20 protein-coding genes are annotated in these 18,856 nt (G+C 65.3%); 8 read left to right on the forward strand and 12 right to left on the reverse strand.

Annotation, left to right across the window (positions count from 1 at the left end):
• Positions 1-2: 2 nt before the first annotated feature.
• From FDW84_RS18195 to FDW84_RS18205, 3 genes are all read left to right on the forward strand, one after another.
• Positions 3-1,280 carry a DUF6986 family protein gene (locus FDW84_RS18195; protein WP_138610894.1) on the forward strand — a complete coding sequence of 426 codons (1,278 nt, stop codon included), beginning with the start codon at positions 3-5 and terminating at the stop codon, positions 1,278-1,280.
• A 14-nt stretch (positions 1,281-1,294) separates the two neighbouring features.
• Positions 1,295-2,107: a bifunctional allantoicase/(S)-ureidoglycine aminohydrolase gene (locus FDW84_RS18200; RefSeq protein ID WP_138610895.1), complete on the forward strand. Its 813-nt coding sequence runs from the start codon at positions 1,295-1,297 to the stop codon at positions 2,105-2,107.
• 93 nt (positions 2,108-2,200) lie between these two features.
• The gene (locus tag FDW84_RS18205; protein WP_138610896.1) at positions 2,201-3,343 is read left to right on the forward strand and encodes a serine hydrolase domain-containing protein; all 1,143 of its coding nucleotides are present in this window, start codon (positions 2,201-2,203) and stop codon (positions 3,341-3,343) included.
• A gap of 12 nt (positions 3,344-3,355) precedes the next feature.
• Here the strand turns inward: FDW84_RS18205 and FDW84_RS18210 are convergent, their stop codons facing one another.
• Positions 3,356-4,537 (reverse strand): zinc-dependent alcohol dehydrogenase, encoded by a 1,182-nt coding sequence (locus FDW84_RS18210; RefSeq protein WP_138610897.1) that lies wholly within the window; start codon positions 4,535-4,537, stop codon positions 3,356-3,358.
• 174 nt (positions 4,538-4,711) lie between these two features.
• Between FDW84_RS18210 and FDW84_RS18215 the strand changes: the two genes are divergently transcribed.
• On the forward strand, positions 4,712-4,960 hold the full coding sequence (locus FDW84_RS18215) for a hypothetical protein (RefSeq protein ID WP_138610898.1): 249 nt from the start codon (positions 4,712-4,714) through the stop codon (positions 4,958-4,960).
• Positions 4,961-4,969: 9 nt separating this feature from the next.
• On the opposite strand, the gene FDW84_RS18220 is transcribed toward FDW84_RS18215, so the two are convergent.
• From FDW84_RS18220 to FDW84_RS18230, 3 genes are all read right to left on the reverse strand, one after another.
• Complete coding sequence (locus tag FDW84_RS18220) at positions 4,970-5,677, reverse strand: HAD family hydrolase (RefSeq protein WP_138610899.1); 708 nt, start codon at positions 5,675-5,677, stop codon at positions 4,970-4,972.
• Positions 5,677-5,967 carry a hypothetical protein gene (locus FDW84_RS18225; RefSeq protein WP_138610900.1) on the reverse strand — a complete coding sequence of 97 codons (291 nt, stop codon included), beginning with the start codon at positions 5,965-5,967 and terminating at the stop codon, positions 5,677-5,679. The genes FDW84_RS18220 and FDW84_RS18225 overlap by 1 nt, the downstream gene beginning before the upstream one ends.
• A 115-nt stretch (positions 5,968-6,082) precedes the next feature.
• Positions 6,083-7,891 (reverse strand): glycoside hydrolase family 15 protein, encoded by a 1,809-nt coding sequence (locus tag FDW84_RS18230; protein ID WP_138610901.1) that lies wholly within the window; start codon positions 7,889-7,891, stop codon positions 6,083-6,085.
• Between the two features lie 101 nt (positions 7,892-7,992).
• Between FDW84_RS18230 and FDW84_RS18235 the strand changes: the two genes are divergently transcribed.
• Together FDW84_RS18235 and FDW84_RS18240 are read left to right on the forward strand one after the other, a co-directional pair.
• On the forward strand, positions 7,993-8,724 hold the full coding sequence (locus FDW84_RS18235) for a DUF72 domain-containing protein (RefSeq protein WP_138610902.1): 732 nt from the start codon (positions 7,993-7,995) through the stop codon (positions 8,722-8,724).
• Positions 8,725-8,791: 67 nt separating this feature from the next.
• Entirely contained in the window at positions 8,792-9,919 is a 1,128-nt protein-coding gene (locus tag FDW84_RS18240; protein ID WP_240721587.1) for an App1 family protein, read from the forward strand.
• A gap of 74 nt (positions 9,920-9,993) precedes the next feature.
• Here FDW84_RS18240 and FDW84_RS18245 read toward each other — a convergent pair whose 3' ends face one another.
• The 4 genes from FDW84_RS18245 to FDW84_RS18260 all read right to left on the reverse strand — a co-directional run bounded on the left by FDW84_RS18245 (position 9,994) and on the right by FDW84_RS18260 (position 13,001).
• Positions 9,994-11,589, reverse strand: a complete 1,596-nt coding sequence (locus FDW84_RS18245; protein WP_138610904.1) for a glycoside hydrolase family 1 protein — start codon at positions 11,587-11,589, stop codon at positions 9,994-9,996.
• A gap of 108 nt (positions 11,590-11,697) precedes the next feature.
• A complete protein-coding gene (locus tag FDW84_RS18250) occupies positions 11,698-12,075 on the reverse strand; it encodes a hypothetical protein (protein WP_138610905.1) in 378 nt (125 codons plus the stop codon).
• Between the two features lie 72 nt (positions 12,076-12,147).
• On the reverse strand, positions 12,148-12,471 hold the full coding sequence (locus FDW84_RS18255; protein WP_138610906.1) for a J domain-containing protein: 324 nt from the start codon (positions 12,469-12,471) through the stop codon (positions 12,148-12,150).
• 104 nt (positions 12,472-12,575) lie between these two features.
• Positions 12,576-13,001, reverse strand: a complete 426-nt coding sequence (locus FDW84_RS18260; RefSeq protein ID WP_138610924.1) for an Hsp20/alpha crystallin family protein — start codon at positions 12,999-13,001, stop codon at positions 12,576-12,578.
• A gap of 136 nt (positions 13,002-13,137) precedes the next feature.
• Here FDW84_RS18260 and FDW84_RS18265 point away from each other — a divergent pair, with 136 nt between their 5' ends.
• Positions 13,138-13,458 carry a MerR family transcriptional regulator gene (locus tag FDW84_RS18265; protein WP_138610907.1) on the forward strand — a complete coding sequence of 107 codons (321 nt, stop codon included), beginning with the start codon at positions 13,138-13,140 and terminating at the stop codon, positions 13,456-13,458.
• 22 nt (positions 13,459-13,480) lie between these two features.
• Here the strand turns inward: FDW84_RS18265 and FDW84_RS18270 are convergent, their stop codons facing one another.
• From FDW84_RS18270 to FDW84_RS18285, 4 genes are all read right to left on the reverse strand, one after another.
• Positions 13,481-14,239 carry a phosphatase PAP2 family protein gene (locus FDW84_RS18270; protein ID WP_138610908.1) on the reverse strand — a complete coding sequence of 253 codons (759 nt, stop codon included), beginning with the start codon at positions 14,237-14,239 and terminating at the stop codon, positions 13,481-13,483.
• Between the two features lie 54 nt (positions 14,240-14,293).
• Positions 14,294-16,165 carry a S8 family serine peptidase gene (locus tag FDW84_RS18275; RefSeq protein ID WP_240721588.1) on the reverse strand — a complete coding sequence of 624 codons (1,872 nt, stop codon included), beginning with the start codon at positions 16,163-16,165 and terminating at the stop codon, positions 14,294-14,296.
• A gap of 127 nt (positions 16,166-16,292) precedes the next feature.
• The gene (locus FDW84_RS18280; RefSeq protein WP_138610909.1) at positions 16,293-17,159 is read right to left on the reverse strand and encodes an NAD-dependent epimerase/dehydratase family protein; all 867 of its coding nucleotides are present in this window, start codon (positions 17,157-17,159) and stop codon (positions 16,293-16,295) included.
• Between the two features lie 33 nt (positions 17,160-17,192).
• On the reverse strand, positions 17,193-17,786 hold the full coding sequence (locus tag FDW84_RS18285; RefSeq protein ID WP_138610910.1) for an adenylate kinase: 594 nt from the start codon (positions 17,784-17,786) through the stop codon (positions 17,193-17,195).
• A 286-nt stretch (positions 17,787-18,072) separates the two neighbouring features.
• Here FDW84_RS18285 and FDW84_RS18290 point away from each other — a divergent pair, with 286 nt between their 5' ends.
• Complete coding sequence (locus FDW84_RS18290; RefSeq protein WP_138610911.1) at positions 18,073-18,816, forward strand: GAF and ANTAR domain-containing protein; 744 nt, start codon at positions 18,073-18,075, stop codon at positions 18,814-18,816.
• The last annotated feature ends 40 nt before the right edge of the window (positions 18,817-18,856 follow it).

Genomic DNA, 18,856 nt, shown 5'->3' on the forward strand with positions numbered 1-18,856 from the left:
GCATGGCAGCAACACCCAGGCCCTCACTCTCTGCGGGGGACCTTGCCAGCATCGACGGGCAGCTGGCCGGCACGGACCGGCTGCTGGAACAGAACTACCCGGGCGACGACGGCTCGCGCCAGCCCGTCCACACGGTGTACGTCCCCGCGGACCGGTTCACGCCGTCGTTGGCTGCTGACTGGGGCGCCCAGGCGCTGGCAACCGCTGAGGCCCACGGCGGCCTGGAAAGGCTTGGCTGGTTGCTTGACCAGTCCCTCTCCCTGAGCGCAGCGGTTGCCTCCCGGGTGGCGGCCAAGCTCCGGCAGGAACCGATTGAGGACCTCCGGCTGGACTTCGAAGACGGCTACGGCGACCGCGGGGACGAGGCGGAGGACGCAGATGCCTGCACTGCCGCCCGCCAAGTAGCCGAGGCCGTTGCTGCGGGCACAGCTCCCCCATTCATCGGCATCCGCTTCAAGTGCTTCGAATCTGCCACACGGGCCCGCGGACTGCGGACGCTGGACCTGTTCGTCACGGGGCTAGCCGAGGCGGGGGAACTGCCGCAGGGGCTCGTCCTCACGCTCCCCAAAGTCACCACGGTGGCCCAGGTCCAGGCCATGGGCTATGCGGTGTCCCGGCTGGAGGAAGTCCATTCGCTGCCCGCCGGGCGCCTCCGTTTCGAAGTCCAGGTGGAGACGCCGCAGCTCATTATGGGACCCGACGGTTCCTCCCCCGTGGCACAGCTGCCGCACGCGGTTCCCGGCCGGATCAGTGCCCTGCACTATGGCACGTACGACTACTCCGCTTCGCTCCAAATCGCAGCTGAGCACCAGTCCATGGAGCACCCTGTCGCGGACTTCGCCAAGGAAGTCATGCAGCTGGCCGTCGCCGGAACCGGCATCAGGCTGTCTGACGGGTCCACCAACATTATTCCCGTCGGCGACAACGTGGAAAACGCCTGGCGGCTTCATGGCCGGTTGGTGCAGCGCTCGCTGGAACGGGGTTACTACCAGGGCTGGGACCTGCACCCGGCCCAGCTTCCCAGCCGCTTCGCCGCCACCTACGCCTTCTACCGGCAGGGCCTGCCCGCCGCCGCGGCCCGCCTGCGGAACTACGTGGAACAGACGGAAGGCGGCGTCATGGACGAACCCGCCACGGCCCGTGCGCTGGCCGCCTTCGTCCTGCGCGGCGTCCAATGCGGCGCTGTTGGCGCCCATGAGGTCCAGGCGCTTGCCGGCGTCGGAATTCCCCAGCTCACTGCACTGGCGCACCCGCGGCTCGCCACCACGTCAAACTCATAAGTAAGGATCCAGTTATGGGCAAGTACTACTCCCCCACCGGCGGGCTGCCGCCGCAAAACCACCTCACCACCGAGCGGGCCATCGTCACCGAGGCCTACACGGTGATTCCCAAGGGCGTGATGACGGACATCGTCACGTCCAACCTGCCGGGCTTTTCGAACACCCGCTCCTGGATCATCGCCCGCCCCATCTCCGGCTTCGCCACCACGTTCTCCCAACTGATTGTGGAGATCGGCCCGGGCGGCGGGGCACCCAGGGCCGAATTCGAGGCCGGCGTGGAAGGCGTCATCTTCGTCACCCGGGGCAAGGTCAACCTGACCCTCGACGGCGAACTGCACCAGCTCGAGGAGGGCGGCTACGCCTACCTGGCCGCTGGCGCACAGTGGGGCCTGGAGAATGTCTCGGACGACATCGTTTCCTTCCATTGGATCCGCAAGGCCTATGAACGTCTTGAAGGGTACGAGGCCAAGTCCTTCGTCACCAACGAAAAGGACGTGGAACCGACGTCGATGCCGGACACCAACGACGTCTGGAAAACCACCCGCTTCACGGATTCCAATGATCTGGCCCACGACATGCAGGTGAACATCGTGACGTTCCAGCCCGGCGGCGTGATCCCGTTCCCGGAAACCCACGTGATGGAGCACGGCCTGTACGTCCTGGAGGGCAAGGCCATGTACCTGCTGAACAACGACTGGGTGGAGGTGGAAGCCGGCGACTTCATGTGGCTGCGCGCCTTCTGCCCGCAGGCCTGCTACGCCGGCGGCCCAGGCGAGTTCCGCTACCTGCTCTACAAGGACATGAACCGGCAGGTGCGCCTCACCTAGGCACCCCTCCCCTCCCAACTAAGTAGCAGCACATGTCGTATTGGGTTCCCAAAACGACGTGTGCTGCTACTTAGTTGGGGGAAAATTGGTGGCATGGGCAGGCGCCGGAGCTGCGGTTCGATGCGGACCGCTGCTGCCCTGTGGGCGGCCCTGATGGCAGCCGCCGTCGGATGCACCGGGGAGCCGCCGCCGCCGCAACCTGACGAGCCCGCCGCGTTCGCCCTCCTGGAGGGTTTCAGCGCCCGGATGGTGGAGGAAGGCGCCCCTGCAGTCGTGGTATCCGTCCGGAACAAGGGCGAGGCCTGGACGCATGCCGCCGGCGTAAGGAACCTCGAGTCCGCGGAGCCTGCCACGGTTGCCGATCCCGTGCACGTCGGCACCATCACGGAATCCATGGTGGCCGTCTCGGTGATGAAGCTGGTGGAAGAGGGCAGGCTGGACCTGGACGGCCAGGTCAGCGCCTATTTGCCTGAGTTCGGTACGCTCCTGCAGCCGCCCGGGCCCGTCAGCGTAAGGCAGCTGCTGACACACGAATCAGGAATCCCCGACTTCACCGTCCCCCTGCTGGCATCGGGGCGCTGGGAGGAGAGAATGAACCGGCCGCTCAGCCTCGAAGAGCAGCTGGCCCTCGCTGGCACCGTTCCTTGGGATGGCCGGCTGGCACGAATCTTTGACTACTCCCGCTCGAATTACGCGGCTCTTGCCCTCATTGTTGAGCGGCTCCGCGGCCAAGACATCGCTATGGTCCTGGCCGCAGACACCGCCGGTCCCCTTGGCCTGGCAAAAACCAGACTGGGGGGCTCACCGGCCACAGCCATGATTCACGGATATATCACCGTCGAAGGCATGAGGCAGGATGCCGGCATGCCGGTCTGGTTGGCGGAGGTGCCCTCCAACGGAGCGGTGTCCACGGTTGAGGAAGTAAACACCTTTTACGCGGCGCTGCTTCAGGGCAGGCTGCTGGCACCTGACACAGTGACGGCCATGAAGGGTGGATATTCGCAGTATTACGGCTTTGCCCTGCGGCGCTGGAACAACACCTGCAACAACCGCTTCTACTACGGCCTCCCTGGCGATGTGGACGGCTACGGGACCGTCGCCATGACCAGCGAGGATGGCAGCAAGCAACTGGCCATGACGGTCGCCTACCCGCCCGCGCCACCCACCCTGGAGTTCAACCCGTTGATCCACGAGATGCAGGAGGTGGCGCAGGAGGCGATGAACAGCCTGTGCTGAATAACGCTGCAGTCAGGTGCCGGGGTTCAGGACCACCTTGATGCAGCCGTCCTCTTTCTTCTGGAACTTCTCATACAAAGCGGGTGCGCCTTCCAGTCCCGAACGGTGGGTGACCAGATCCATCACGCCCAGCGGATCGGCGTCGTCCTCCACCAGAGGAATCAGGTCATCAATCCAGTGCCGCACATTGCACTGGCCCATCCGGACCTGGAGCTGCTTGTCGAACATGGTGAGCATCGGCATGGGGCTGGCCTGGCCCCCGTACACGCCGCTCAGGGAGAGCGTTCCGCCGCGCCGCACGGCGTCGATGGAGGTGTGCAGCGCTGCGAGCCGGTCCACGCCGCCGGTCTCCATGGCCTTTTGCGCCAGTTTGTCCGGCAGCAGGCCCAGCGCCTGGTGGGCGAAGCCGGCTGCGGGAGAACCATGGGCTTCCATGCCGACGGCGTCCACCACCGCGTCCGGACCCCTTCCGGCGGTCATCTCCCGCAGTTCGTCCGCCACGCCTTTGCCGTAGTCGAGGGTTTCCACCCCGTGCCGCGCCGCCATCTCGCGCCGCTCGGGGACAGGGTCGATGCCAACGACGCGAAGCCCGCGCTGGACTCCAATCCTGGCGGCGAACTGGCCTACCGGGCCCAGCCCGAACACTGCGAGGGTGCCGCCGGCCGGGGTGTCGGCGTACTCCACTGCCTGCCATGCGGTGGGGAGGATGTCGGAGAGGAAGAGGTACCGCTCATCCGGAAGTTCCGTGCCGACCTTCACCGGACCGTAGTCGGCATGCGGGACGCGGAGGTATTCGGCTTGGCCGCCGGGTACTGAGCCGTACAGCTCTGAGTAGCCGAAGAGGGCGGCGCCTGAACCCTTTTCCTTGACCTGGGTGGTTTCGCACTGGGACTGCAGCCCCAGGGAGCACATGTAGCAGTGGCCGCAGGCGATGTTGAAAGGAACGACTACCCGGTCGCCCTTGCGGAGGTTGGTGACCGCGCTGCCTACTTCCTCCACGATGCCCATGGGTTCGTGCCCAATGACATCGCCCTTGTGCATGTACGGTCCCAGCACCTCGTACAGGTGCAGGTCCGATCCGCAGATCGCCGTGGAGGTGATGCGGACAATGGCATCCGTCGGCTCCTGGATCACAGGGTCGGGTACTTCCTCCACGCTTACAGAGCGTTTTCCTTGCCACGTCAGTGCTTTCACAACTCGCCTTTCCGGAAGTCTCGCGTTCAGTCGGGGCTCGCGCCCGTCCTTCGACGCTATCGACAATCGGCCAAAAAAGTAAGCAGGCTGACTAAAAGCCTTGTCGTCCCGGCCTGCGGCTCCTAGCGTAGGAAGAGCCACATCCGCAGACAGCACGAGTGAAAGAGGAACGCCATGTCGCTCTACCAGCCCGAACCCGTTGAAATTTCCACCCGTATGCGGCCGGGCGAATGGACGGAAGCGAGCTTGGCGGAGCTGGTCAACTCCTACCGCCACCGGATCGTGGAGATGGGTGCCAGCGTGTCCGATATCGTCACGGACATCGAGAGGAACGACGACGGCTCGGTCCAGGTGGCGGTGTCCTGGGCCAAACCCGCGAACCAGGGCGACGAAGACGCAGTGGCCGGCGGACAGACCCTGTAAGGACAGTCCCTAAGCCCTGGCGATCAGCCGGCCAATGGCGCTGGAGGTGAGATTCTGGAGCAGGTCGGCAGGTCCTTCATAGACCTCTATTGCCCCCGCTTCACGAAGTTCCACCGCATTGATTCCCCCGCACCTGACAGCGACGCAGGGGATTCCCAGGGCCCCGGCAGCCTTCATGTCCCAGACGGCATCCCCAACGAAGACGGCGTCAGCGGCATCGACACCAATCGCTTCCAGGGCCGCCACCAGGATGTCCGGGGAGGGCTTGCTCTCCTTGGCGTCATTGGCGCTGGTGGCTCCGTCGATGAAGGCATCGGAATCCAAGACGCCCTTCATCACCTCCAGGTCCCTGTGGCGGGCGGAGGAAGCCAGTGCCACCGCCAGCCCCCCGGCGTGGCACTGGGCCAGCAGCTCCTTGACTCCCTCGAACGCCCGCAGGGAAGGCCAGTGGGAGGCATACAGGGCGCCGTGGCTGGCCATGATCTCCGCATCCGCTGAGCGGTCCCGGTCCCCAGGCAGCAGATTGTCCACCAGCCGGTCACCGCCCATGCCCACGTAGTGGTGGATGGAGGCCATGGGGATGTCGTAGCCGTACTGGCGGAAGGCACCCCACCACGCCATGGTGTGGATGTAGGACGAATCAATCAGTGTTCCGTCCACGTCAAAAAGAACCCCCCGGCGTCGAGCGCCAGAGGGTGTCTTGGCTTGGTGCACCATCAGCTGACCGCTGCCCGCTTGGCTGCGGGCGTCTTCTTGTGGCGGGCAGCCTCCTCCTTGGCAGAGGTGACGGGGCGGACGCGCTCCCGGATGACTGTTCCGGCGCCATCATGGCTCTTGTCCCGGATCAGCCCCGTGCCGGCGATCTCGCGCGCCATTGCCACCCCGGCAACGGCGGCCCGCTTAGTGGGAAACGTGACCGAGATGGCCATCAGGCTCCCGCTTCCATCCAGCATCCGGACCCTGTAGCCACCGTCGGGCGCGTCCACCAATTCAAAATACCCGGCCATTAATATCACTCCTCAGTCAGTCACGGCGTTGTGCTTTGTGGGAGCACTCCATGAGGTCTTAGTAAGTATACTTATCTATTCTGCGAAGGAGAAGCCACTCCCGGACCGCACCGCCTCAGCACGGCTCCGCCGCTTCCGGCGGAATGGGAGTGTCACTTCGGCGCACCGTATCCTGATGAAGCTCCAAAGCGCTAGTCACAAGCGCAAAGTGGCTGAAGGCTTGTGGAGTGTTGCCCAGCTGCCGGCCGGCTTTCACGGCCCATTCCTCACTCAGCAGCCCGACGTCGTTCCGCAGCTCCAGCAGCCGCTCGAAAAGTTTCCGTGACTCCTCATGGCGACCCGCGCCCAAGAGCGCCTCCACCAGCCAGAAAGAGCAGGCCAGGAAAATTCCCTCGTCCCCCGGCAGGCCGTCGTCGCTCTTTTCCGGACGGTAGCGCAGCACGAACCCGTCCTCGGTAAGTTCACGCTGGATGGCTTCAATGGTTCCAATCACCCGGGGGTCGTCCGGCGGCAGGAACCCAACCCGCGGAATCAGCAGGAGGCTGGCGTCCAGCTCGGGCCGGCCGTACGACTGCACGAAGGTGTTGCGGGAAGCATCGAAGCCGTTGGCCATAACGTCCTCATGGATGATGTCCCGCAGCCGCTCCCAGCGCTCCACCGGCCCCTTCAGGCCGGATTCGCGGACGCCTTTCACCATCCGGTCCGCCGCCACCCAGGCCATCACTTTGGAATGCGTGAAGTGCCGGCGCGGCCCACGCATCTCCCACAGCCCGTTGTCCGGCTGGTCCCAGATGGTTTCGAGATGTTCCATCAGGGCAAGCTGCACGTCCCACGCCTCGTCCGGATGCTTGAGCAGCGAATTCCGGGTCAGGGCAAGGCAGTCCAGCACCTCGCCCCACACGTCCAGCTGCAGCTGCTCCGCGGCCCCGTTGCCGATGCGCACGGGCGACGAGTTCTCGTAGCCCTTCAGCCAGGGCAGTTCCATCTCCGGCAGGCGGCGCTCCCCGTGAATGCCGTACATGATCTGCAGGTCGGCAGGGTCACCGGCCACTGCGCGCAGCAGCCAATCCCGCCAGGCCGCGGCCTCCGCCGTGTAGCCCGCGGCCATCAGGGCCTGCAACGTCATAGTGGCGTCCCGCAGCCAGCAGTAGCGGTAGTCCCAGTTCCGCGGCCCTCCAATCTGCTCCGGCAAGGACGTGGTCACGGCTGCCACAATGCCGCCGGTAGGCGCGTAGGTCAGGGCCTTCAGGGTCACCAGGGAACGCACCACTGCCTCCCGGTACTCACCCTTCACTGTGCACTGGGAAACCCAGCCCCGCCAGAAGGCATGCGTGGTGCGAAGGACTTCCTCGGCGTCGACCGTGTGCGGCCTGCCAACGTGGCTTGGCGCCCAGGTGAGCACGAACGGAACCCTGTCTCCGGCGTTGACGGTGAAATCACTGATCGTGTGCATGTTCTCCCCGTGCAGGGGTGCCGGGGTCACCAGATAGACGGCGTCCGGCCCGGCAATGGCGTGAAGTCCGAGTTGGTCCCGGCGTACCCAAGGAATGATGTGCCCGTAGTCAAAACGGAGGACCAGTTCGCTGTGCATCCTGACACTGCCGCTGACGCCTTCGACGATGCGGACGATGTCCGCCACGGAGTCGCGCGGTGGCATGAAGTCGATGACCCGCACAGACCCTTCAGGCGTTTCCCACTCCGTCTCCAGGACCAGCGTGCCCTCCCGGTACCCTCTTCGGGTACACGCTCCCCCGCCCACAGGAGCCAGCAGCCAGCGGCCGGCTTCGGGTGTGTCCAGCAGTGCGTTGAAGCAGGCGGGGGAATCGAACCTCGGCAGGCAGAGCCAGTCGATGGACCCCTCTTTGCTGATCAGGGCCCCCGTCTGAAGGTCACCCACCACTGCGTAGTCTTCAATCCGCGCCATGTCCTTACCCTGCCACAGCCGCTCCCAAAGGGAAGGGCACTCACCGGTGTAGCCTGAAAGCCCTGAGGCACACCGGGAGGAACAGAACACCGGGAGGAACTATGGCAATCCACATCGGGACCTCCGGCTGGAGCTATGACCACTGGGAAAACGTCCTCTATCCGCCCGGGCTGCCAGTGAAGGACCGGCTCAAGCATTACGTCTCCCGGTTCGGCACCGTTGAGCTTAACGCCAGCTTCTACCGCTGGCCCCGGGATACCACGTTCGCCGGCTGGAACCAGCGGCTGCCGCACGGGTTCGGCATGTCCGTCAAAGCTCCGCGTGGACTCACCCACGCCAGGAAACTGTACGCGCCCGAGGTGTGGCTGGAACGGATTGAGCGCTGTTGGCATGAACTCGGGGACAAAAGGGCGGTCCTGCTGGTCCAGCTTCCGCCGCAGATGGAGCGCGACGACGCCCGGCTGGACTACTTCCTGGCTGCCGTCCCGCCGTGGATCCGGGTTTCGGTGGAGTTCCGGCACCCCAGCTGGGACAGCCCGGAGGTTTTTGGGTTGCTGGAGCGGCACCAGGCTGCCTACTGCGTGATGAGCGGGGCCAACCTGCCCTGCATCCTGCGGACCACCGCCCCTTTCACCTACGTGCGGCTGCACGGGCCGGACCCGCAGCACCTTTACGGCGGTTCCTATTCCGACGGCGACCTGCACTGGTGGGCGGAGAGGATCCGCGAGTGGTCCGGCCAGGGCCTCGAGGTTTACGCCTATTTCAACAACGACGGCGGCGGTAACGCGGTGCGGAACGCCGAGACCCTGCGGTGGATCCTGGGCGAAGGGTGACGTAATGCGGTGACGGCAAGGACCCGGAAACCGTCCGATGCAGTACAGCCTGTGGCAGAGTGGTGCCATGGACACGGCTCACCAGAACCCGCCCCAGGACGCAGCAACCTCCCAGGGCCCGGAAAGCACGCAGGACAGGAATGGAACGGACCACGCCCTGCTGCTATCCGGGAACCAGGTGTTCAGGCTCGCGCATAAGGTCTCCGACGCCTTCAACAGCGTCCGCATCCAGGTGGCCAAACGCTGGAAGTTTGTTCCGCAGACCATCGCCTACCAGGGTTACGGATCCACCACCCAGATCCGCGTGCTCGGCCGGGTGCTGATGACCCAGAAACCGCTCCCGGGCAGCAAAGCCGAAACCGAAGCCCAGAACGGCAACCAGAACGTCCGCGGCTGGCGCGCCTTCACGGGTGTGCCGCTGCAGTTTACCGACGTCGAGATCACCATCGGCGATGTCGTCACCCATGTGCGCGCGGACCGGGGCGGCCTGATTGACACCGAGGTGGCCGTGGAGCTGTCCCCCGGGTGGCATACCGCCGTCCTTCGGGCGGAAGGAACGGAACCGGTGGAGGCACCCATTCAGGTGATCGCGCCGGACGTGAAGTTCGGCATTGTGTCCGATATCGACGACACCGTCATGGTCACCGCCCTGCCCCGTCCGTTCCTGGCGCTCTGGAACACCTTCGTGCTGAGTGAGCGCGCCCGCATGGCAACCCCCGGCATGGCCGTGCTGATGGACCGGCTGATCATCGAGCACCCGGACGCCCCGGTGATCTATCTGTCCACCGGCCCGTGGAACGCTGCACCAACCCTGGCCCGCTTCCTGAACCGGAACATGTACCCGAAAGGGGCACTTCTGCTGACGGACTGGGGCCTTACCCAGGACCGCTGGTTCCGCAGCGGCCAGGACCACAAGCACCGCAACCTGGAACGCCTGGGCAAGGAGTTCCCAGACATGCGGTGGCTCCTGATCGGCGACAACGGCCAGCATGACGAGGCCATCTACTCCGGCTTCGCCCAGGAAAACCCGGACAAGGTTGCAGCGATAGCTATCCGGCAGCTGTCCATGAGTGAATCTGTCTTCGCCGGCGGCCACTCTGAAGACGGCGACCATTCTGCATCGAAAGTCCCGTGGATTTACTCACCGGACGGCGCAGGGATGGCCAAGCAGCTCACCACGCTGAACCTGCTCTGAGCCAGCCAATACGGCTCTGAGCCATTCAGTACAGCCCTGAACCAGCCCGTACGACTGGCCCAGGCACCCCGGTCCTAAGCGCTGGCACCCAGGACCGGTACGCCGTCGTCGGGAACGTCGTCGTCGGAAACGTCGTCAGTGCCCGGGACTTCCGCGCCAATGACGTCGACCTCGATGGGGTCCCCGGCCATCGCCCCGGCAATCGCGGCAGCTGCCGCCATCGCCAAGTCGCGTTCCTCGATGAGTTCCTGGAACCAGAAGTAGGACGCCTTGGGCGTCCGCTCGAGGGTGTCGAAATCCACGTGCAGGAGCCCAAAGGGCTGGTTGTAGCCGGCAGACCACTCAAAGTTGTCCAGGAGCGACCAGACGTAATAGCCGCGCAGGTCCACCGACTCCGCTTCGCCGCCCGGGGCCGTGGCCCGCAGTGCAGCCTCCAGGTGGTCCGAAAGGTACTTGAGCCGGCGCTCGTCCGGGATGAACTTGGTGTTCGTGGACTTGTCCCGCACGATGATGTCCTCGAAGCTCGCCCCGCCCTCGGTGATAATGACCGGCGGCAGGTTGGGGTAGCGCTCAGCCATCTCCTTCAACGCTACCGACATGTACTCCGGCTTCACCGGCCAGCCGTAGGAAGTGATGTCCGCCTCCGGCCACGTCTCCACATGGAAAGGAGTGCCGCCGCTGCCCGCCGCGCTCAGGTCGCTGCCCATCGCCTCGGCCATGCTGGCGGGAACTGCGCCGCCGCCCGGCCCCACCGCCACCTTGGTGGGCATGTAGTAGTTCAGGCCGTAGAAGTCGAGCGGCTGGGAGATGAGCTCCATGTCCTCCTCGGGGTGCTCGAACGAGCTGAAGAACTTGGCCGCCCTGATCAGGTCCGGATACTTTCCGGTCAGCACCGGGTCCGCGTAGAGACGGTTCTGGGCGAGGTCCATCAGCCCCGCGCTGATCCGGTCAAGGGGATTGATGGAGTTGGGCACCATGGGCGAGTAGACGTTGGTTATGCCGATCTCACCTGGCACTTTTGCCGCCCGCAGGGCCTGCACTGCAAGCCCGTGCCCCAGCAACTGATGGTGGACGGTGGGGAAGGCGCCCAGGACGAGTTCCTTCCCGGGTGAATGCAAGCCAAGGGAGTAGCCGTTGGTGCTGACTGTGGCAGGCTCGTTAACCGTGACCCACCGGGCCACCCTGTCGCCGAACCTGTCCGCGAGGATGGCGGCGTACTCCCCCAGGCGGTAGGCGGTGTCACGGTTCATCCAGCCGCCGGCCTCGTCCAGCGCCAGCGGGGTGTCCCAGTGGTAGATGGTGGCCATGGGCGAAATGCCGTTGGCCAGCAGTTCGTCCAGGAGCCTGTCATAGAAGTTCAGTCCGGAGGTGTTGGCGGGTCCGCTGCCGGTGGGCTGGATCCGGGGCCAGGCGAAGGAGAACCGGTAGGAGTCCACGCCGAGTTGCTTCATCAGGGCGACGTCCTGCGGCATGCGGTGGTAGTGGTCGCAGGCCGTCACCGGGCTGTGGTTTTCTACGATGGCACCGTCCTTGCCGGCGAAAACGTCCCAGCCCGCCGGGCCGCGGCCGTCCTCATCCAGGGCCCCTTCGATCTGGAACGCTGCAGTGGCCACGCCCAGGGTGAATCCGGGGGGAATGAGCGCGGCGAGGTCTTTGGCGGTGATGTGCATCTGGGGCCTTTGGTGACGAAGCGTGTTGAGTACGTCTCAGGATGTCACAGCAAGGGACGCGGGACGAGCGGGGCACGGCGCGGCGGGCCTGGTGACAGAAAAGCCTGCTTACAGAGAGCCAAAGAGGAACTCCTTGGCGTGCGCGACCGCCTTCCGGAACGCGTCGTTCCGGAGGGTCAGCAGGTGTTCAGTTTCCCCGTCCGCAGGCTCCAGGTATCCCGTATAGCCAGGCCGGAGCACCCAAATATCCCCCGCTGGCGGCAGGTAGAAGACGCCAAAGGACCGCTGCTGCGTTTCGTCTGCAGTCCAAACAGGGACAACAGCGAGCGCGGCGCCGGTTGCCGGGTTGATCCACTGCGCCCGCGGCAGCGGCTGCTCATGCGCTTCGGGGTCCAGGAAGGGAGCAGTGCCTGCGCCCCAGCGCTGTTCAAAGCGCTCGTGGAATGCCGGAATCAGGTGTGAGTCGTAGCGGCGCCACTCGCTCATTCAGTTCTCCGCCTCCTTGCGGTTGGTCGTTGTGCTGTGCGGGGCCTGGCCCGCATCAGGACTCAGTATCCGTCAGGCCCATGGTCCGCTTTCCCACCGCACCGGCGTAATCCTGATGGCAGGACCGGTGGATTCGCCAGGCCTGCGGACCTTTCGCACGGGAACAGCCTGGCTGGTGGCGGGGGCGCGCTGTTTGTCGTAGGCAGCGCGCCGTGCCGGATCCCGCAGGACAGTGAAGGCCTGCATGATCTCCAGGAGCTCCCCCTCCGGCGTGGTCCCGCCGTCCACATCCGGATGGTGGTTACGCATCAAGGCGCGGTAAGCACGCGAGATCTCCTGTTGGCTGGCTTGCGGCCGCAGCCGCAGGATCGCGTAATAGTCGGGTGTGTCTGTCATGGTGCGGACCTTTTCCGCTGGGCCGGCGCGTATCGGCGGCGCCGTCCGAAAAGAATGTTGGGCGCGGACAACGCACCTGCACTGCCCGCGCCCGCCGGCTGTGGCTAGGTTCCGATCTGGTGCATCTCGTTTTGCTGCGTCTGGATCTCGATTTTTCGTGGCTTCGCCTGTTCAGCCACCGGGATCCGCAGTGTCAGCACGCCCTGATCGTAGCTGGCCTTGATGTTGTCAGTATCCAGGGTGTCGCCGAGGATCAGCTGCCGGCTGAACACACCCCGGGGACGCTCGGAGGCCACCAGCTCCACGTTGGGCTGCGTGGGATCCTTGCGCTCCGCCCGGACCGTGAGGACGTTGCGTTCAACGTTCAGGTCCAGCGATTCAATCTTCACGCCGGGCAGATCGAACGCCACCACGAAATGGCCGTTCTCCTGCCAGGCATCCATTGGCATGGCGGCCGGACGGGCAGCTGTTCCAAAGACCTGCTGCGTGAGCCGGTCCAGCTCACGGAACGGGTCTGTGCGCATCAACATCATTTCCACTCCTTCAGCTTTGTAGGTGTAGAACCTCTGTCCTATCAACTCCCATGATCTATGGTGGTTGATATAGATTTTTTATAGCACTAGTGGGAAACTAAGGCAACACCTACGGACGGACTCTGGAGAGCTTATGGCAGAGCAGCAGGCCGGACGGGCCAGTGGCGGCGACAGCAGCCGCGCGCTGTATGCCATCTCAGTCGCGGCCAAGCTGGCAGGGACCGGCCAGCAGAACATCCGGCTTTATGAAACCAAGGGACTGCTGACGCCGTCGCGCACTTCGGGCGGCACCCGCCAGTACAGCGACGACGACATCGCCGTCCTGCTGCGGATCGGCGAACTCCTCGAGCAGGGACTCAACCTTGCGGGAGTAGCCAAGGTGCTGGAACTTGAGGCTGCCAACGTAAAGCTGCACCGTGCACTGAAGCGGGCCCGGTCGAAGCCGCCCGGCTGAGGGAATCGTGCGGGTGCCTGCCTTAGTCGCGGGGCGATTCCACTTTAGAGAACGTCCCGGCAATTTGCTCCCCCGGCACCCTGGCAGTGCGCCACGTGTCCAGGGCGATGACGCCGCCGAGGATGACCAGTGAAAGCGACACTGACGCAAGGGTGTCGCTGAGCCAGTGGTAGCCCAGGTACAGCCGGCTTACGGCGGCGAGGAAAATGCCGATCCCTGCCCCGGTGAAGCCCAGGACGGCGGCCCGGGGATTGCTGCGCCGTGAGTAGACCAGGAAAGCCCCCACCAGGAGGAAGTCGCAGGCGCCCAGGACATGTCCCGATGGGAAAGAAAAAGTGTGATCGACCCCGAACAGCATCTGGTCAACCGGCGGCCGGGACCGCCGGACGATCTGGAGGATGATCTGGGAAATGATCACGCCCGTGATCATCGCCGAGGCCAGCAGGACAGGGCGCCAGGCATGCTTGGCCGCGAGTCCCCACCAGACAACCACCACCAGGACGATGATGGGCAGGGCAATCGGGCCGAAGACCACAGCCAGGAAGATCATGACCACCGTCAGGGCCTGTGACCTCAGCCCCAGGAGCCAGTCCCGGACCGGCCCATCGGCTGCGGACAGCCCGTCAGCCTGCAGCACGCTTATCAGGGTGGCGGCAAACAGCACCACCCCGGCTGCTGCCAGGATGATGGCTGCCCGGTAGAGGCCGCGCCGGTCAGCTGGATCCATGTAGCGCTCTTCCACCACAAACTTGTCGTGGAAGACCCGCCACTTCTGTCCCACTGTGATGCCCGTCCCTGCGCCGTGTTGATTCGCTTAGGGTGAAGACTATCCCGCCTAGAAGGAACCGGTGGTGAACTGCCAGGTCCGGCTTGCCAACTGGTTACCGGCGAGGTCGCGGACTGATGTCCCGCCGCCCGTGACCGTCACGGTGTACTTCGTCTTAGCGGCCAGTGACTGCTGGGGATCGAGGATCCACTGGTTGGTGGTGCCGTTGCGGAACACGGAGGCCGGTACCAGTGTTCCGGTGGCGGCATTGTGCAGCGTGAACGTGGTTCCGTTGACGCCCTGGACCGCCTCGTTGAACGTGACGTTGACGTTGTTGCCGCGGCGCACCAGCAGGGCGTTGCTGCCAGGGGTGTACCCGGTGATGACAGGAGCGGGGCCAGTGAGGAAGGTCCAGCTGACGGGGGCCAACGGGGTGCCGGCGCTGTCCCGGATGCCGGAGGTGCCACCCACCAGCGTGGCGGTGAACCGCGAGTCTGCGGCGAGTGCGGCCGACGGATCAAGGGTGGCCGTCCGGGTGTTGGCGTTGTAGGAGACGGCCGCGGGAACCGTGGCACCCGCGGCATTCTTGAGCACGAACGTCGCTCCGGTTACCCCCTGGACGGCGGTGCTGAAGGTTGCGGTGACGCTGGCAGCGGCAGCCACAGCCGTGGCATTGGCGCCGGGCGTAACAGCAGTGACCGTGGGTGCAGGAGCCGGGGCGGGCGCAGGGGCAGGCACAGCGCCGGCGTACAGCAGGCGGTTCGGAGTGCCGCTCGCGGCTCCCGCAACCACCCCCGTGGTTGCGTTGGACACGAGCGCGCCGGCCACCTGGGCGGGAGTGAGTGCCGGGTTCTGCGCCAGCAGCACGGCGGCGGCCCCGGCCACGTGGGGGGCTGCCATGGAGGTTCCTGACATAGACGCTGTTGCACTGGAGGACGTGTGGTAGGCGGAGCTGATGCCGACTCCGGGAGCATACATGTCAACGCAGGAACCGAAGTTGGAGAAGGACGCCTGCCTGTCGGCAGAGTCGCTGGCCGCCACCGTCACCGCCGCGGCAACGCGGGCAGGGGAACTTCCGCACGCGTCCACCGCTGAGTTGCCGGCGGCAACCACTGCAGTGACGCCGTCGTTCATGACGGCCTGGACAGCGGAGTCCACGGCAGAGCTCGCGGCGCCGCCCAGGCTCAGGTTCACCACTGCCGGAACCCCGGCCGGGTGGTTCGCTGCCACCCAGTCAAGGCCTGCCACAACGTCGGAGTTGTAGCCGGATCCGTTGCAGTCAAGCACGCGGACGGGGACCACGGTGGCACCCTTGGCCACGCCGTAGGTGGTTCCGGCCACCGTCCCGGCAACATGCGTGCCGTGGCCGTTGCAGTCACCGGATCCCCTCCCGTCGGCCACGGCGGTCCACCCTGCCGTGATCCGGCCGGCGAATTCGGTGTGCGCGGCAAGGACCCCGCTGTCCACCACGTAGGCAGTCACGCCCGCTCCGGAGGAGGTCCAGGAGTATGAGCCGGAGAGCGGCAGCGGCCTTTGGTCCACCCGGTCCAATCCCCAGGGTGCCGGCTGCTGGGTTTCGGAAACGGTGACGGGAGCGTCCGCCTCCACGGACACCACCCGGCCGGACCTGGCCAGGGCGGCAGCCTGGGCATGGTTGGCGGTCACCACCGCTCCTTTGAGGGCATGGCTGAAGGTCCGCCCGACGGCGAGTCCCTGGGCCCGCAGCCCCTCCGCCTCCTCGGCCACGTTGGCCCCGGCTGCGTACTGGATAATGTAGCGGCCGGCGGTACCGGCGTCAGCCGGCGGAGCGGCCACAGCGGGAAGGGATGCGGACAGGACGACGGCGGAGGCCAGCACTGCGGCGGCAGGCAGCACAAAGGATGAAGTACGAATTTTGGGGTCCTCGTTTGGCGTTGCGGGCTGCGGGAGCGGGAAATACACCCGCCTCACCAAAGAGGATAAAAGCCGGAATCGGGCTGCGAGGGGGTCTTTGCAGGATCCTGCGGCAACCCTTGCTGATTACTGTGCCCGGCCGGATGTCCTGGCTCTAAGCCGGGTTTCCCCGGCCCTAGGACACGGCGGCCGGGTCCTGCCAATGGTTCCGCCAGGTGTGTTCCGGCTCGAAGCCCAGCAACCTCCGCGCCTTGTCAATCGACAGCATGGTCTCGTGTTCTCCCAGTTCCTTGGTGACCTTGACCGCCGGAAACACTTCCGCTGCCAACTCAGCGCTGGACCGGCTCATGACGGTGTCCGCGTTGGCGATGATGAACGCCTCAAAACCCGGTTTTCCGTTCTCGAGCGCCCGGACCACGGCCTGCGCGCCGTCCCGGCCGTCGATGTATCCCCAGAGGTTCCATTTCCGCAGGGTGGCATCGGAGTCGAAGGACGGGAAGTTCTCGTAGTCGGCAACGTCCATGACGTTGGAGAACCGTAGCGCCACAATGCTCAGTTCCGGGTCCCAGCGCGTCAGTTCCACCGCCATCTGCTCCTCCAGGTGCTTCACCAGGGAGTAAGTGCTTTCGGGCCGGGCAGGGTATTCCTCGTCCACCGGGATGTACGGCGGATCCACGTCGAACGGCAGCCCCAGTACGGTCTCGCTGGAGGCATACACCAGCTTCCTGATGCCGGCCCGGCGTGCAGCCTGGAACACGTTGTAGGTGGACAGCATGTTGTTCTCGAACGTTGCGGCATCAGGGATGATGCCGGGGGCGGGAATGGCACCCAGGTGCACCACGGCGTCGAAACCCTCGTGCCGGTCGTCGACGCCCAGCATGGCGTCCAGCACCTGGCCGTAGTTACGCAGGTCCACCACCACCAGCCCGGGGCTCCGCGCGCCGGCCCGGTCAAGGTTGAGGACCTGGTGGCCGTCCCCGATCAGCCTCCGGACAACGTGCCGCCCCAGTTTTCCGCTTCCTCCGGTGACCGCAATTCTCATGAGTTTTCCTTCGTGTCGGTGGTTCAGGCCCGTTCAGGCGCCGGATCGCGGGGTTGCAAGGAACTTCTCGACGGCGGCGATCGCCTGCCCGGTGATGTCGCCGGGGTCTCCGCTGCCGTTCACGGACACGAGTAATCCCCTGCCCGCGTAGACCGAGACTACTTCATGCGTCTCGCGGTGGTAGAGATCAAGCCGGTGCCGGAACACGTCCACCGTGTCGTCCGTGCGGCCCTGGTCCGCAGCGCGGCGTCGCATCCGCTGCTCCAGCTCGTCATCGGGGGCGTGCAGTTCGATGACGGCGTCCAGGGCCAGCCCCTGGGTTGCGAGCATGTCGTCCAACTCCATCACCTGGGGCGCCGTCCGCGGATAGCCGTCCAGCAGGAACCCTGCCTGCAGGTCTTTCTTCAGGAGGCGGTCCCTTACCAGCGCATTGGTGAGGTGGTCGGGAACGAAAGTGCCGCCGTCGAGGTAGGCGGCAGCCTGGATGCCCAGTTCGGTTTCCTCACTGACGTTGGTCCGGAAGATCTCCCCGGTGGACACCACCGGGATGCCAAAGTGCCGGGCAATATGTTCGGCCTGCGTTCCTTTGCCGGAGCCCGGCGGACCGATGATGAGGAGCCTGGTCATATCCTGTCCAACTTCCTGCCCGTCCGCCGGCGAGTTGGCCGCTGTGGTGGGTCCGCCGCCGGGGCAGCGGCACCTGCTTCATTCTGCCCGGTGCCGCTGGCTGGCGCCAGAGGACCCGTAACCCGGTGTACGCTTGCCTGCTCCCGGGGATGTATATACTTCTAGATAGGTTTAGCAGCGGGCCGTTGGAAAGTTCGTCGATCCAGCGACCTGCACAGGCTCCCGGCATTTTGGGCCGGCTGTAGGTGCGGGTCGTTTTGACCTGAGCGAATGGCACTAAGAAACCGTGGCCAGCGAGTCAACAGCAAAACCTGATACATCCGTCGCCGAGCACCTGCATGAACTGGTTCTCAACAGCTCTGACGTTGAGGACTTCCTCAACGAGCTCGCACAGGTGGCCGCGCGAAACCTTTCCGAGCCCGGCGACGAAATGATGTGCGCCATCACGCTGCTGCGCCAGCGCAAGGCCGCAACGGTGGCCAGCAGCAGCGCAGAGGCAAAGGCCATTGCGCAGGTTGAGTGCGGCTTCAGTGAGACGCCGGGCATGACGGCCTCCACCGTACAGGAGACCATCCACATACCGGATGCTCAGCGTGACGGCCGCTGGCCCGACTATTCCTATGCCGTGCTGGCCCAGGGCGTCCGCTCTGTCCTTGCGTTGCCTTTCCGGTTGGAGGGCGAAACGAAGGCGGCGCTGCTGCTGTACTCCCGGCGCCCCGAGCGTTTTGGGCCCCGCATGCTGGAATTCGCCGAGGATTTTGTCAGCCAGACGTCCATGGCCCTGCGGCTCGCCGTCCGCTTTGCGCACTATAGCGAGACCGCCGCCAATCTCCGGGCAACCCTTGAATCCCGGACGGTGATCGACATGGCCGTGGGCATTATCATGGCCCAGAACCGGTGCAGCCAGCAGGACGCTTTCGACATCCTGAAGACCGCCTCCAGCACCCGGAACTCCAAGCTGCATGACGTTGCGGCGGCGGTGGTCAACTCCCTGGGGCAGGGCCCGGCACGCACGCACTACGACGGGTAGCAAGTCACAGGTTTCGATTTCCGACGACGGCGGTCACCCG

The organism is Pseudarthrobacter sp. NamE5, assembly GCF_005796225.1.
GTDB lineage: Bacteria > Actinomycetota > Actinomycetes > Actinomycetales > Micrococcaceae > Arthrobacter.

Coding starts and splice junctions, on each gene's coding strand:
- FDW84_RS18215 (WP_138610898.1), top strand. CDS start 4,712: ATGTCGCTCTACCAGCCCGAACCCGTTGAAATTTCCACCCGTATGCGG.
- FDW84_RS18205 (WP_138610896.1), top strand. CDS start 2,201: ATGGGCAGGCGCCGGAGCTGCGGTTCGATGCGGACCGCTGCTGCCCTG.
- FDW84_RS18280 (WP_138610909.1), bottom strand. CDS start 17,159: ATGAGAATTGCGGTCACCGGAGGAAGCGGAAAACTGGGGCGGCACGTT.
- FDW84_RS18240 (WP_240721587.1), top strand. CDS start 8,792: ATGGACACGGCTCACCAGAACCCGCCCCAGGACGCAGCAACCTCCCAG.
- FDW84_RS18245 (WP_138610904.1), bottom strand. CDS start 11,589: ATGCACATCACCGCCAAAGACCTCGCCGCGCTCATTCCCCCCGGATTC.
- FDW84_RS18225 (WP_138610900.1), bottom strand. CDS start 5,967: ATGGCCGGGTATTTTGAATTGGTGGACGCGCCCGACGGTGGCTACAGG.
- FDW84_RS18220 (WP_138610899.1), bottom strand. CDS start 5,677: ATGGTGCACCAAGCCAAGACACCCTCTGGCGCTCGACGCCGGGGGGTT.
- FDW84_RS18195 (WP_138610894.1), top strand. CDS start 3: ATGGCAGCAACACCCAGGCCCTCACTCTCTGCGGGGGACCTTGCCAGC.
- FDW84_RS18285 (WP_138610910.1), bottom strand. CDS start 17,786: ATGACCAGGCTCCTCATCATCGGTCCGCCGGGCTCCGGCAAAGGAACG.
- FDW84_RS18200 (WP_138610895.1), top strand. CDS start 1,295: ATGGGCAAGTACTACTCCCCCACCGGCGGGCTGCCGCCGCAAAACCAC.
- FDW84_RS18230 (WP_138610901.1), bottom strand. CDS start 7,891: ATGGCGCGGATTGAAGACTACGCAGTGGTGGGTGACCTTCAGACGGGG.
- FDW84_RS18265 (WP_138610907.1), top strand. CDS start 13,138: ATGGCAGAGCAGCAGGCCGGACGGGCCAGTGGCGGCGACAGCAGCCGC.
- FDW84_RS18255 (WP_138610906.1), bottom strand. CDS start 12,471: ATGACAGACACACCCGACTATTACGCGATCCTGCGGCTGCGGCCGCAA.
- FDW84_RS18250 (WP_138610905.1), bottom strand. CDS start 12,075: ATGAGCGAGTGGCGCCGCTACGACTCACACCTGATTCCGGCATTCCAC.
- FDW84_RS18260 (WP_138610924.1), bottom strand. CDS start 13,001: ATGTTGATGCGCACAGACCCGTTCCGTGAGCTGGACCGGCTCACGCAG.
- FDW84_RS18235 (WP_138610902.1), top strand. CDS start 7,993: ATGGCAATCCACATCGGGACCTCCGGCTGGAGCTATGACCACTGGGAA.